The organism is Pseudarthrobacter sp. DSP2-3-2b1, from assembly GCF_049895945.1.
Lineage (GTDB): Bacteria > Actinomycetota > Actinomycetes > Actinomycetales > Micrococcaceae > Arthrobacter.
Window position 1 is genome coordinate 47,617 of record NZ_JAFCTI010000018.1, and the last position, 11,924, is coordinate 59,540.

Sequence of the window (11,924 nt, forward strand, 5' to 3'; positions counted from 1 at the left end):
GGTGGCCGGTTCACAAGGGACGCCTGCTGAGGGGGTAGCCCCCGACGGCGATGGCCTGGCGGGGTGCCCCACGCCAGGCTCTGCGGTCCAGCACCATTGTGGCCAGAACCGCGACGACGACCGCCACGAGGTAGATCAGCTCGGCGCGGCTGGCGTCGGCACCGGTGAAGCCGAAGGAACCCATGGTGAAGGTGCCTTGGCTGTTGTGGAACAGGAACGTCAGCAGCACGCTCCCGCCTGTGCGGTTGAAGAGCCAAACATAGAGGAAGGTGATGGCGAACGTCGTCGGCAGGCCGATCAGGCTGAGCCCGGCAAAGAGGACGAGCGGCAGGTGCCACAGGGCCACGAGGACGCCGAGAATAACTGCGGACAGCAGCGGGGTACGGGACGCCTGAAGCAGCGGGAGGGCGTAGCCGCGGAACCCGGGCTCTTCGCCCAGCGGTCCGTCCAGCGGATTGACCAGCCTGACGGCGAAGACTGTCAGCAATCCGCTCCACGTCAACTGTGCCAGGCCCGGAGCGGAGGCCCCGAGGGCAACGTTGATCAGTCCTGTGGCAGTGACGAGAATGGCAGGCAGGAGAAGGGCGACGGCATACCAGACCCAACCGACGCGCCACCGGATGAGTCGCCGGCCCCAAGCACGGAAGCCTGGGCGGCCATCGGCCAGGGCAATAACGATGAGTGCCGCAGCGAGCGGGCCGATCGGCAGAAATTCCATGCGGGGAATCAGCCCTGACGCATACGCGGGCCACGATGCCCAGGAGATTGCGTACGTCAGGACAAAGAATGCCAGAAGCCTGTGGTGTTTTAGCCAGCCAGATGAACTGCCCATGATGGCTCCAAACAGTCACTGCAAGGTCTTCCAATTGTCCGCCCCTGCCCGCAGGCACGCCAGTGCTCGGTGTCCGGCAGCTACCAAATCCTGGCCTCCCTAACTGCCCTCGACCTGCGGACGGCCACCCGCGGCAGCCTCACCGTCCTCTGACCGGCGGTTGCTGACCGCGGCCGCCACGGGCAGTGCCTATTTCAGGGCAGCAGTTTCGCGGATTTCGTAACTGAGATTTTGCAGGTCCTCGTCCATTTCGTTGACCTGGATGAGGTATCCGTCGGGATCGTTAACGGTGATAAAACGGCCAAAGGTTTCGTCAACAATGTCCGAAGGCGCGTATCCGGCGGCTCTGAGTCGCTCCGCGGTGAGTTCCAGTTTTTCGTCGGTTGAGAAGTGCAGGGCAACCGCTCCGGCGTCCAATTGCGTGGTCCCCGATGGGGCGATGTGGAGCCCAAGCTGACCGCCGTTGCCGTGCAGGTCAGCCCACGTTCCGCTTGTTGCTGAGGCGTTTTCGTTGAGACCGAGGGTGGAATAGAACTTGTTAGCGAGCCCAATATCGCGCACGAAGCGGATTGGCGTAACTCTCATGGGGTTGGGTCTTCCTTGTTGAGGGCCTGGGTGAGTGCTTCTTCGACGAACGATGACAGTGAAAGTCCGTGTTCGATTGCTGCGTGTTTAACTCTTTTGACCAGATCCGGCGGCAAATAAATGTTGAACTGTGTTTTTTCAGCCATGGCTAGAATGCTACCAACCTAGCATTTAGGTAAGCAAGGGTTTCCTCGAGGCAACGATGGCCGCTACGGCGGCGGCCAGGGCAGGAACATAGAACCAGCCGATGCTTCCGGAGCCGATCACAACGAAAATGGCAAGAGCAGCGGTGGTCGTAACGGAAACGATCGTCCGGGCGCTTCCGCGGACCAGGAGGGGTAAGGAGGTCAGAACAAGGGGGACCAGCAGCGGGAGGAAAACGGCTGGGCCGACCGTTTCAAGCAGGGTCAAATGCCTTACCTGCCCGGGCCCACCGGCCGATAGTTCCACTTCGGTGTACAGGGGAACCACGAGTACCGCCGCGGAGGCAACTGCCGCAAGCAAGGCAGCAAGGGCCTGGCGGGTATTTTTCGATTCCTGACGGCGCTTCATCTGACTCCCCTGATGGGGCTCCTACATCAACGAAAGCACGGTTCGATGGAATCCTCCAGAGGGCCAACTCAGCGGTGTGCCGGCAGCCCGACGCCCCCGAACGTCCTAAATTCCAACGGGCTTTCCGCGTCAGTCGAGCACGCGGCCGGGCGGGTCAGCCGGCGTCGGCCTGATCTGCTCGAAGATGTCCAGCACCGCCTGGGTGGCGCGGCTGACTCCCCGGCCACGCCACACCACCACCACCGCCAGGTACGTGGGCGTGCCGGCAAGCTCGCGGTAGACCAGGCCCGGCGGATTCACATGCGTCACCGATGACAGCGTCAAGGTGACACCCACCCCGGCTGCGACGAGGCTGAGGATCGCGTAGGAATCCGGCGCCTCCTGCATCACGCGCGGTGAGAATCCGGCTTCCAGGGCAAGGCGGGTGGTGGCGTTCCGGAGGTTCGAGCCGATGGTTGCCGGGAACGCGACGAACGGTTCCGTGGCAAGATCGGCGAGCCGCACAACGTCCGCCGATGCCAGCGGATGGTCTTCGGGCAGGGCCACCAGGATGCGCTCATAGGCGAAAATGCGCGTCCTGACATCCTTGTCCCGGACCGGGAGCCGTGAAAACCCGATGTCGATGGCGCCGGCGGCCACCTCGCCCGGGGCCAGGCCGCCGTAGACCAGGGACCGCAGCTTCAGCTCGATGCCGGGCTCGGCCGCCCGGACGGCCTTGGCCAGCGGCGGCACCACGTCCCTGCTGCTGGCACCGGCATAGCCCACCACCACCTGCCCCACCACCGCAGAGGAGCCAAGCATGGCCGCCCGTTCAATGAGGCCGGCACTCTCCAGCGTCTTCAGGATGGGCCCGTAGACAGCCTGCCCCGCATCGGTCAGCCGAACGGTCCTGGAGCTCCGGTCAAAAAGTACGACGCCGAGGTCCTGTTCCAGCCGCCGGATCCACACGCTGAGCTGCGGTTGCGCCACGGCCAGCCGCTCGGCGGCGCGGCCGAAGTGCAGTTCCTCTGCGAGAACAGCGAACGCGCGAAGGTATTTCAGATGCATGGGGCCAGCCATTCATAAGGGTTCCGTGATCGGTTCCTTAAGGAAAGTTTATTGGACACTTATCGATCATTTCTGCGATCTTGAGTGTGCGCCAGGTTACCCCCGGCTGTGATGCGGAGCATGAGTTCCGCTCCGCCGCGCGCTGCCTTCGCCTCCCCAGCGGCCCGCTTGCAGGCATCCCGTGAACCTGCCGCGCGCCAACTTTTCGATTCAAAGAGGAAATCATGAGTAAAACTTTGGACAGGGCGGAAGCGCCTGCGCCCAAGCGCCCCGCCGGCATGCAGAAAGTAACTGGCTTCTTCACCGAGCTGATGCGGCGCTACCTGCCGGATCCCTTTGTCTTCGCCATCATCCTGACCATCCTGACGGTGATCCTTGCCGTGGTGATCGAAGGCCAGAGCATTGCAGACGTGACGGAGTCGTGGGGCAAGGGCTTCTGGTCCCTGCTCGCCTTCACCACCCAGATGGCCGTCATCCTGGCCATGGGCTACGTCCTGGCGAACGCCCCGGTGGTGGAGCGCCTGCTCAACGCAATCGTCAGCCGGGTGGAAACACCGCGGACGGCCGTCATCGTGGCAACGCTGGTGGGCGCCGTGGGCTCCTACCTCAACTGGGGATTCGGACTGGTGATCGGCGGCATCATCGCCAAGAAGCTGGCCATGCACGTCAAGGAAGTCCACTACCCGCTGATCATCGCCGCGGCCTACAGCGGCTTCACCATGTACGGGCTGGGCCTGTCCGCCACCATTCCCATGGTGATCTCGACGCCGGGCCACCCGATGGAGAAGCAGATGGGCCTCATCCCGCTGGCCGAGACCATTTTCTCGCTGCCCATGATGATCACCGCGGCCGTGGTCCTGGTGACCCTGCCCCTGCTTAACGCCATGCTCCACCCCAAGCCCAGTCAGCCGGTCACGGAGATCGACAGGGCCCTGCATTCTACCGAGCCCCTCAAGGTCACGCTGGAAACTGACGCTGATACTTTCGCTTCGAAGCTGAACAACAGCCGGATCCTGGCCTGGGCAATCGGCATCCTGGGAATGGGCTACGTGGTGGTTCACTTTGTCCGGGGCGGTGGAGTTGACCTGAACCTGATCAACTTCTTCATCCTGTTCCTGGGCATCCTGCTGCTGGGCACCCCCAACGCCTACCTGCGCCAGCTCAACGAAGGAATCAAGACGATTTCCGGCATCATCCTGCAGTTCCCGTTCTACGCGGGAATCATGGCGATCATGGCTGCGTCCGGACTGGTGGTCACGATCTCGGGTGTCTTCACCAGCATTTCGACCCCGGAGACCCTGCCGTTCTGGGGGCTGATCAGCTCCTTCTTGATCAACTTCTTCGCTCCGTCCGGCGGCGGCCACTGGATGATCCAGGGCCCGTTCATGATCGATGCGGCCAACGCCATTGGTGCGTCCACCGCCCAGACGTCCATGTCCGTGATGCTGGGCAACGCCTGGAACGACCTGGTCCAGCCCTTCTGGATCCTGCCCGCCCTGGCTCTGTCCAAGCTCAAGCTGAAGGACATTATGGGTTACACCGTGATCATGATGTTCTGGGTTGGCATCATCTACATTGCCGCCATCCTGCTCTGGGGCTTCCTGGGCTAAGACCCGGTCAACTTCAGCCCAACCGACAAGAAGAGAGAAAAAGATGCTGTTCCTGGTACGTATGGACGTCAACCTTCCCGTTGACATGCCCTCTGAGGAGGCGGCCGCCATCAAGGCAGTGGAAAAGGCCTACTCCCAGGATCTTCAGAAGCAGGGAAAGTGGCGCCACATCTGGCGCGTCGTGGGCGAGTACTCCAACTACTCAGTCTTTGACGCCGAAAGCAACGACGAACTCCACACCATGCTCTCCGGCCTGCCCCTGTTCCCGTACATGGACATCTCGGTCACACCCCTGGCAAAGCACCCGTCGGACGTCAACTGACCGTCCTCACGGCAGCGCGCTGGCGTTGATGACGTTCCCGCCGTCGGCCGTGACGTAGCAGTCCACGCGGCGGTCGCCCGACGCCCAGCTGGTGCTGCTGGGGTAGGCGCGCTGGAAGTTCAGGACGTAGTCGTTGGCTGCGGGCGCCAGCCTCGCAGCCTGGCAAGCCTCCAAAGCCTTGGCGGCAAGTGCTTCCCGGCCCGGGTACTGGCCGACGGTTGGATAACGGAACACGGCGACGAGCTGGGCTGAATGGGGGGTATCGCAGGCCACCACGGTGGTCCGCAATGACTCCGGATCAAAATCCTTGAAGCAGTCGCCAAGACGGAACTCAGCCGGCGCAACACCTTCACGCGGGAGGGCAAGCGGGGTGGCCAGGGGAGTGGGTGAGATTTCCACCACCCCCGAGCCCCCGTCGTCGGCCGTAAGCCCTGTGTCCCCGCCCAGCCACAGCGCGAGCCACACCAGGCCGCCAATGACGCCCAGCAGGACCACTGCGAAGAAGACTTTCAGGAGCGTAGACCCTGTCCGCGGCGGCTTCCGGGCCGGGGCCTCCGGAGCTGCCTCCGGAGCGGACTCGGGACCAACCACCGGAAATTCAGGGCCGGACACTCTGGGCAGCCCCGCAGTGGGCGGGACGGAGGGCTTCGGCGGGGCCGGCCGCATTCCGCCGGAGGCGCCCTGGGGGCCCTCAGTCGCCGACCTGGCGCCCGCGTCCTGCTGGTTCATCCGGATACCCTCCTGGGGTTTTCGCTCATCATGCTGCCGCTCCGCGCACCCGCATCGGCAGCCGTTGAAGAGACTCTATCCAACAAAAAAGCCGGGAACCCCGCGGTCCGCCGCGGATAGGTTACCCGGTGGGCCGTTTGAAGGCCCGCGTCGGGGAGCAGTGGGCGCCGAAAGCATGTAATCTAGGTGTACGACAAATTGACCAAACATTCCGGGGCCTCACCGATAGCCAAGGTGACCACCTCCGGTCCGAGTACAAAAGGGGGTCACGCCATGGGGCGCGGCCGTCAAAAGGCAAAAGCTACCAAGCAGGCTCGGGATATTAAGTACTATTCCCCGAACACTGACTATTCGGCCCTTCAGCGTGAGCTCAAAGGCCCAGAAGGTCGTGCCACGAGCCATTTCGCGAATGAGCCGGTTGAACCGGACTATTCAGCTTATGTGGATAAGTACGCGGACGATTTGGAAGAAGACGACGACGAGGTAGATACCCGTCGGATCGGCTAGTTGTCGCAGGCCCCTGTTGCCGTAAGGCAACCGGCCACGTGACGCCGCAGTACCTCCGGACCACACAGCTTGTCCGTCAGTACGGCGCTTCTTTTCCAGCACACCGGATCCGGGCGGATCCGCAGTGCTGGCCTCAGTTATCAGGCCCGTCGCCTGTACCGGAACCCGGTGCAGGCGGCGGGCTTTTTGGTGTTGACTGAAGGTGTTCATGCATGAGCCGCCGCGAAAGGACCTCCCATGCCAGGAAACACCACTTCACGCAGCTACTCCCACGGCGAACCGTGCTGGGCTGACGTCCAGACCCGGGACGTTGACGCCGCCAAGGCTTTCTACACGGCTGTCTTCGGCTGGACGTTCAAGGACCTGCCCACCCCGGATGGCCGCAGCTACGCCCAGGCCTTTATCGGCGAGGACCTGGTGGCCGTGGTGGCGCCACAGAACCCGCACCAGGAATCGCTGGGCACCGACGCCCAATGGAACATCTACTTCGCCGCTGAAGACGCCGGCGCCGTGGCCGAGGAAACACCGCATGCCGGCGGGCTGGTCCAGTTTGGTCCGGAGGTGGTGGCGGACACCGGCGTGATGGTGTTCGTGGATCCCCCGGGCGGCGGCACCACCGGCGTGTGGCAGCCGGGCACGCACACCGGCACGGGCCGGTACAACGAGCCCAGTGCCCTCTCCTGGACCGAACTGCTTACGCCCGAGCCACAGGCCGCCGTCGGGTTCTTCCAGCAGCTGTTCGGTCACGAGGTGACCGAGTATCCCCAGGACGACGGCGGCACCTACACAACGCTGATGGTGAACGGCGCGGAGGTGGCCGGCGTCGTCGCTGCGGACGCTCCTGCCCGCTGGCAGATCTACTTCGGCGTCTCCGATGTTGCCGGCACGGTGCGCAAGGCAGTGACGGCCGGCGCCGAAGTGCTGATCGAACCGGGGGATGACGATCCGGAAACTCCCGGTGCCACTGCCACGCTGAAGGACCCGCAGGGCGGCGTTTTCAGCCTGCTGGAGGTCTGACCCCCCTCGGTTTTAGGCGTAGGCGTTGACCAGGCGGACGGCGCCGCCGTCCACGCCCTTGGCGCCCTGCACGTAATCCGGACCGGTCTTGAGGATCGAATCCGAGTCCGTGGTGACGGTGCCCATGATCCAGGACGGCAGGCCGCGGTCGTTCAGTCGGGCCACGGCGGCGTCGGCGGCTTCTGCGGACACGATGGCCACCATGCCCACGCCCAGGTTCAGGGTGCGCTCCAGATCGGCCAGCGGCACGTTGCCCAGTTCGGAAACGAGCTTGAAGATGGCCGGCAGTTCCCAGGTGGCGCGGTCCACGGTGGCAACGAGGCCCTGCGGCAGCACGCGTGCCAGGTTGGCGGCGAGCCCGCCGCCGGTGACGTGGCTGAAGCCGTGGACGGCGTTGGCGCTGTTCACCGGGAAAGCGCGGGCCAGGTCCAGGCAGTCGGCGGCGTAGACCCGGGTGGGCTCCAGCAGTTCCTCGCCGAGGGTGCGGCCGAGTTCGGAGACCTGGCGGTCCAGTGCCCAGCCGGCGTGGTTGATGACGCGCCGGACCAGGGAGTAGCCGTTGGAATGCAGGCCGGAGGAGGCCATGCCGATCACGACGTCGCCGGCGCGGACGCGGTCCGGGCCCAGCAGGTCGGAGGCCTCCACAACGCCGGTGGCGGCGCCCGCGACGTCGTATTCGTGCTCGCCCAGCAGGCCGGGGTGCTCGGCTGTTTCGCCGCCCACCAGGGCGGTGCCGGCCACCGAGCAGGCTGCTGCGATGCCGCGCACGATGTCAGCGATGCGCTCCGGGACAACCTTGCCGCAGGCGATGTAGTCGGTCATGTAGAGCGGCTCGGCACCCACCACCACGATGTCGTCCACCACCATGCCCACCAGGTCAAAGCCGATGGTGTCGTGGATGTCCATGGCCTGGGCGATGGCCACCTTGGTGCCCACCCCGTCCGTGGACGTGGCCAGCAGCGGGCGCTTGTAGGTCAGGAGCCGGGAGACGTCATACAGGCCGGCGAAGCCGCCCACCCCGCCGATCACGGAGGAGTTGTGGGTGGCCTTCACGGCACCCTTCATCAGCTCGACGGCGCGATCGCCCGCTTCAACGTCAACGCCGGCGGAGGCATACGTGATGCCCGCGGCGTTCTGTGAGCTGTGGCCGGCTGCAGGAGTAGCGGAAGTCATACGGACTCTTTCTTGTCGGCGCCGGTGGAGGTGGCTGCGTGGTGAATCTCGGGCACACGGTCTTCGTCGGTCAGCAGGTCCTCAAACTCAGCGTCCGGTCCCGGATCGCAGCCGTCGGAGCCTTCGTCGTCCGCCGGGTCCTCATCGAGGCCGATGGTGGCCACGGCCAGTGCGGCGGTGGTGCCCGGGAGGGCAGAGGGCGACGGCGCCAGGCCGCCGAGGTCGGTGCGCTCCAGCAGGTTCTTGCCCAGTTTGTCCGAGCCCGGGAGTGCGATGGGGTACTGGCCGGTGAAACAGGCGGTGCAGAGACGTTCACGCGGCTGCAGGGTGGCGCCGATCATGCCGTCTTCGGAGATGTACGCGAGCGAATCGGCGCCGATGGCCTGGGAGATTTCCTCGATGGTGGCTCCGTTGGCGATGAGCTCCGCGCGGGAGGCGAAATCGATGCCGTAGAAGCAGGGCCACTTGACGGGAGGGGACGAGATCTTGATGTGGACGGCCGCGGCGCCTGCCTCACGGAGCATCCGGACAATTGCGCGCTGGGTGTTGCCGCGGACGATCGAGTCATCCACCACCACCACGCGCTTGCCGCGGATCACGGACTCGAGCGCGTTCAGCTTGAGCCGGATGCCCAGCTGGCGGAGCGTCTGCGAAGGCTGGATGAAGGTGCGGCCCACGTAGGAGTTCTTGACGAAACCGTGCGCGAACGGGATGCCCGATTCCTCGGCGTAGCCCACGGCTGCAGGGGTGCCGGACTCCGGGACCGGAATCACGATGTCCGCTTCCTGGGTGTTTTCGCGGGCCAGCTGGCGGCCCATCTCCACACGGGACTCGTACACGGAGCGGCCGGCGATGGCGGCGTCCGGGCGGGCGAGGTAAACGTATTCGAAAACGCAACCAGCCGGCGTCGGCTCCGCGAAGCGCTTGGAACGCACGCCGTCCTCGTCGATGGCGATGAATTCGCCGGGTTCGATTTCGCGGATGAAGCTGGCGCCCACGGTGGCCAGGGCGGACTGCTCGGACGCGACAACCCAGCCGCGTTCCAGCCGGCCCAGCACCAGCGGGCGGATGCCGTACGTATCGCGGGCGGCGTAGAGGGTGCCTTCATCCATAAAGACGAAGCAGAAGCCGCCCTTGATCTTGGGCAGGAGTTCGGTGGCGGTCTCCTCGAGGGTCTTGCCCTCTTCGCCTTCCAGCAGCGCCGTGACCAGGGCGGTGTCCGAGGTGTTGCCCTGCTTCATTTCGCCGCTGAGCTGGCCGCCGTTGCGTTCCTGGATCATGGCGTTGAGCTCGGCGGTGTTGGTCAGGTTGCCGTTGTGCGCCAGGGCCACAGTGCCGGTGCTGGTGGCGCCGAGGGTGGGCTGGGCGTTGGCCCAGTGGCTGGCTCCGGTGGTGGAGTAGCGGCAGTGACCCACCGCCAGGTGCCCGGTCAGGGTGTTCAGCGTGGTCTCGTCGAAGACCTGGGAAACGAGGCCCATGTCCTTGTAGACGTTGATCCGCTTGCCGTCGCTGGTGGCAATACCAGCCGACTCCTGACCGCGGTGCTGTAGTGCATACAGCCCGTAATAGGTGAGTTTTGCTACTTCTTCACCTGGTGCCCAGACCCCGAAAACGCCACAAGCGTCCTGAGGGCCTTTTTCGCCAGGGAGAAGATCATGAGAAAGTTTTCCATCGCCGCGTGCCACTGGTCGATTATCTCACGAGATGAGGTACGACTTTTCCGCCGCAGTGTTTGTGACCGGCAGCTAGGGCTGCCCGCCGTCGTCGGGCTCGGAGTCCGGGACGGCCTCCACCACGGCGCGCCGCTGGCGTTTGACGCTCAGCCAGTCCAGCAGCAGGGCAACAACGGCGCCCAGGATCGCCCCCACGGCGCCAAACGCCACCAGGAAGAATCCGAACACCGCCCCGCGGTCAAATTCCTCGTCCCCGGGCAGCCCATAAGCGACGCCGGCCGCCACCAGAACTCCCACCAGGGCGCCGAGGATGAGGAACGGCACATACTTGGGGGCCCGGCGCACGGTGACCTCGCGGCGCTCAGCGGGGGTTTCTTCAAAAGCCATGCCATCTAGCCTACTCACCTGTTTCAGTGCACGGTGCAGCTATGCCTGGAGCCACGCAGTGGCCGCTCCGGGCAGGGACTCTTCCTCGAGTGGCGAACTGGAGACCAGGACCTCGCCAGCGGGCAATTTGAAGGCTTTCTTACCGAAGTTCGTAACTGAGGTCCAGCCGTTGGGGCGCCGGAAGGCCACGACGTCGGCCCGGCCGGTCTCCAGCCATTCCAGCGTTTCAGCGGTCTGCAGCCTCGACCGCAGGGAAAGCGCCCGGCGGTAGAGGGCCAGAGTTGAGTCCTCCTGCGTTTCCTGGGCTTCCACTGAGTGGGTGGCAAACCACTCAGGCTGGGGCAAGTGGGCGCCGCCCGTCCCGAAACCGAACGAGTTGCCTGAGGCTGCCCAGGGCAATGGAACGCGGCAGCCGTCACGGCCGATTTCGACGCCTTTGTTGCGGAAGAAGGCGGGGTCCTGGCGCTCTGCATCGGGAATTTCGCTGCCGACTTCCTGCAGGCCCAGTTCCTCACCCTGATACAGGTACGCGGAGCCTGGGAGGGCGAACATGAGCAAGGATGCGGCGCGTGCGCGGCGCAGGCCGAGTTCGACGTCGACGTCCTCCTGCTTGCCGCCGTCGAGCAGCCACTGCTTGCCCGCCTCGCCGGCCATGATGTCGCCCCCGGCCGAAGGAGCGGATACGGGGAGCCCGTAGCGGGTGGCATGCCTGACGACGTCGTGGTTGGAGAACACCCACGTGGAGGAAGCGCCGGAAGCCTCAGCCTCGGCCAGGTTCTTCGTAATGATTCTCCGGAACTGGGCACCGTCAAAGTCTGCCTGCAGCAGGTCGAAGTTGAAGGCCTGGCCAAGGCCCTCCGGGCTGGCGTAACGGGCGCGGCGGTCCGCGTGCACCCAGGCTTCGGCGACGGCGGTGCGTGGCGGGTTGTATTCGTTGAAGACCTTGCGCCACTCGGCGTAGATCTCGTGGACTTCGTCGCGGTCCCAATACGGATGCGAGCCGGCAAGGTACAGCGCCTCGCCCTGGGCTTCGAGGTCTGCCTTGGTGGGCAGCGACTCTTCGAGGTTCTTGGTCAGGGCATGGGCGACGTCGATACGGAAACCGTCCACGCCCCGGTCGGACCAGAAGCGCAGGGTCTTCAGAAAGTCTTCTCGGACCTCGGGGTTGTCCCAGTTGAAGTCCGGCTGTTCCTTGGCGAAGATGTGCATGTACCACTGCCCGGGGGTTCCGTCGGGTTCAATGATGCGCTCCCATGCGGGACCGCCGAACACGGAGTCCCAGTCTGACGGCGGCAGTTCGCCGTTTTCGCCCGAGCCGTCGCGGAAAATGTAGCGGTCGCGGGCCGCGGACTTTTCGGGCGAGGCGAGGGCTTCCCGGAACCACTCGTGGCGGTTCGAGGAGTGGTTGGGCACGATGTCCACAATCAGCTTGATGCCGGCGCCATGCAGGGCGGACGTCATGGCGTTGAAGTCCTCCAGCGTGCCAAGCC

Annotated in this window: 14 protein-coding genes; 4 read left to right on the forward strand and 10 right to left on the reverse strand. The window is 64.8% G+C overall.

Features of this window, described 5'->3' with window-relative positions; translation table 11 throughout:
- Nucleotides 1-10 precede the first annotated feature (10 nt).
- From ACP7AX_RS17940 to ACP7AX_RS17960, 5 genes are all read right to left on the reverse strand, one after another.
- Nucleotides 11-832 carry a CPBP family intramembrane glutamic endopeptidase gene (locus tag ACP7AX_RS17940; RefSeq protein ID WP_426228402.1) on the reverse strand — a complete coding sequence of 274 codons (822 nt, stop codon included), beginning with the start codon at nucleotides 830-832 and terminating at the stop codon, nucleotides 11-13.
- 189 nt (nucleotides 833-1,021) lie between these two features.
- A complete protein-coding gene (locus tag ACP7AX_RS17945) occupies nucleotides 1,022-1,417 on the reverse strand; it encodes a VOC family protein (RefSeq protein WP_426228404.1) in 396 nt (131 codons plus the stop codon).
- Nucleotides 1,414-1,563: a ribbon-helix-helix protein, CopG family gene (locus tag ACP7AX_RS17950; RefSeq protein ID WP_426228406.1), complete on the reverse strand. Its 150-nt coding sequence runs from the start codon at nucleotides 1,561-1,563 to the stop codon at nucleotides 1,414-1,416. Before ACP7AX_RS17950 ends, ACP7AX_RS17945 begins: the two co-directional genes overlap by 4 nt.
- 25 nt (nucleotides 1,564-1,588) lie before the next feature.
- Complete coding sequence (locus tag ACP7AX_RS17955; RefSeq protein WP_426228408.1) at nucleotides 1,589-1,969, reverse strand: hypothetical protein; 381 nt, start codon at nucleotides 1,967-1,969, stop codon at nucleotides 1,589-1,591.
- A gap of 129 nt (nucleotides 1,970-2,098) precedes the next feature.
- Nucleotides 2,099-3,016 carry a LysR family transcriptional regulator gene (locus tag ACP7AX_RS17960; RefSeq protein WP_426228410.1) on the reverse strand — a complete coding sequence of 306 codons (918 nt, stop codon included), beginning with the start codon at nucleotides 3,014-3,016 and terminating at the stop codon, nucleotides 2,099-2,101.
- A gap of 224 nt (nucleotides 3,017-3,240) precedes the next feature.
- Here ACP7AX_RS17960 and ACP7AX_RS17965 point away from each other — a divergent pair, with 224 nt between their 5' ends.
- Both ACP7AX_RS17965 and catC read left to right on the forward strand, forming a co-directional pair.
- Nucleotides 3,241-4,626 carry a short-chain fatty acid transporter gene (locus ACP7AX_RS17965; protein ID WP_426228412.1) on the forward strand — a complete coding sequence of 462 codons (1,386 nt, stop codon included), beginning with the start codon at nucleotides 3,241-3,243 and terminating at the stop codon, nucleotides 4,624-4,626.
- A gap of 43 nt (nucleotides 4,627-4,669) precedes the next feature.
- Complete coding sequence (catC, locus tag ACP7AX_RS17970) at nucleotides 4,670-4,948, forward strand: muconolactone Delta-isomerase (protein ID WP_131683149.1); 279 nt, start codon at nucleotides 4,670-4,672, stop codon at nucleotides 4,946-4,948.
- Between the two features lie 6 nt (nucleotides 4,949-4,954).
- Here the strand turns inward: catC and ACP7AX_RS17975 are convergent, their stop codons facing one another.
- On the reverse strand, nucleotides 4,955-5,677 hold the full coding sequence (locus ACP7AX_RS17975) for a septum formation family protein (RefSeq protein ID WP_426228414.1): 723 nt from the start codon (nucleotides 5,675-5,677) through the stop codon (nucleotides 4,955-4,957).
- Nucleotides 5,678-5,950: 273 nt separating this feature from the next.
- Between ACP7AX_RS17975 and ACP7AX_RS17980 the strand changes: the two genes are divergently transcribed.
- Complete coding sequence (locus ACP7AX_RS17980) at nucleotides 5,951-6,184, forward strand: DUF3073 domain-containing protein (protein WP_108598626.1); 234 nt, start codon at nucleotides 5,951-5,953, stop codon at nucleotides 6,182-6,184.
- Nucleotides 6,185-6,421: 237 nt separating this feature from the next.
- Nucleotides 6,422-7,201 carry a VOC family protein gene (locus ACP7AX_RS17985; protein ID WP_426228416.1) on the forward strand — a complete coding sequence of 260 codons (780 nt, stop codon included), beginning with the start codon at nucleotides 6,422-6,424 and terminating at the stop codon, nucleotides 7,199-7,201.
- A 12-nt stretch (nucleotides 7,202-7,213) separates the two neighbouring features.
- Here the strand turns inward: ACP7AX_RS17985 and purM are convergent, their stop codons facing one another.
- From purM to ACP7AX_RS18005, 4 genes are all read right to left on the reverse strand, one after another.
- Nucleotides 7,214-8,374 (reverse strand): phosphoribosylformylglycinamidine cyclo-ligase, encoded by a 1,161-nt coding sequence (gene purM, locus ACP7AX_RS17990; RefSeq protein WP_426228418.1) that lies wholly within the window; start codon nucleotides 8,372-8,374, stop codon nucleotides 7,214-7,216.
- The gene (purF, locus tag ACP7AX_RS17995) at nucleotides 8,371-10,059 is read right to left on the reverse strand and encodes an amidophosphoribosyltransferase (RefSeq protein WP_426228420.1); all 1,689 of its coding nucleotides are present in this window, start codon (nucleotides 10,057-10,059) and stop codon (nucleotides 8,371-8,373) included. The genes purM and purF overlap by 4 nt, the downstream gene beginning before the upstream one ends.
- 60 nt (nucleotides 10,060-10,119) lie before the next feature.
- Complete coding sequence (locus tag ACP7AX_RS18000; RefSeq protein ID WP_131683142.1) at nucleotides 10,120-10,434, reverse strand: hypothetical protein; 315 nt, start codon at nucleotides 10,432-10,434, stop codon at nucleotides 10,120-10,122.
- 39 nt (nucleotides 10,435-10,473) lie between these two features.
- Nucleotides 10,474-11,924 (reverse strand): glycoside hydrolase family 13 protein (locus ACP7AX_RS18005; RefSeq protein WP_426228422.1); only part of this gene is annotated, 1,451 nt, incomplete at its 5' end.

Coding starts and splice junctions, on each gene's coding strand:
- ACP7AX_RS17940 (WP_426228402.1), bottom strand. CDS start 832: ATGGGCAGTTCATCTGGCTGGCTAAAACACCACAGGCTTCTGGCATTC.
- ACP7AX_RS17945 (WP_426228404.1), bottom strand. CDS start 1,417: ATGAGAGTTACGCCAATCCGCTTCGTGCGCGATATTGGGCTCGCTAAC.
- ACP7AX_RS17950 (WP_426228406.1), bottom strand. CDS start 1,563: ATGGCTGAAAAAACACAGTTCAACATTTATTTGCCGCCGGATCTGGTC.
- ACP7AX_RS17955 (WP_426228408.1), bottom strand. CDS start 1,969: ATGAAGCGCCGTCAGGAATCGAAAAATACCCGCCAGGCCCTTGCTGCC.
- ACP7AX_RS17960 (WP_426228410.1), bottom strand. CDS start 3,016: ATGCATCTGAAATACCTTCGCGCGTTCGCTGTTCTCGCAGAGGAACTG.
- ACP7AX_RS17965 (WP_426228412.1), top strand. CDS start 3,241: ATGAGTAAAACTTTGGACAGGGCGGAAGCGCCTGCGCCCAAGCGCCCC.
- catC (WP_131683149.1), top strand. CDS start 4,670: ATGCTGTTCCTGGTACGTATGGACGTCAACCTTCCCGTTGACATGCCC.
- ACP7AX_RS17975 (WP_426228414.1), bottom strand. CDS start 5,677: ATGAACCAGCAGGACGCGGGCGCCAGGTCGGCGACTGAGGGCCCCCAG.
- ACP7AX_RS17980 (WP_108598626.1), top strand. CDS start 5,951: ATGGGGCGCGGCCGTCAAAAGGCAAAAGCTACCAAGCAGGCTCGGGAT.
- ACP7AX_RS17985 (WP_426228416.1), top strand. CDS start 6,422: ATGCCAGGAAACACCACTTCACGCAGCTACTCCCACGGCGAACCGTGC.
- purM (WP_426228418.1), bottom strand. CDS start 8,374: ATGACTTCCGCTACTCCTGCAGCCGGCCACAGCTCACAGAACGCCGCG.
- ACP7AX_RS18000 (WP_131683142.1), bottom strand. CDS start 10,434: ATGGCTTTTGAAGAAACCCCCGCTGAGCGCCGCGAGGTCACCGTGCGC.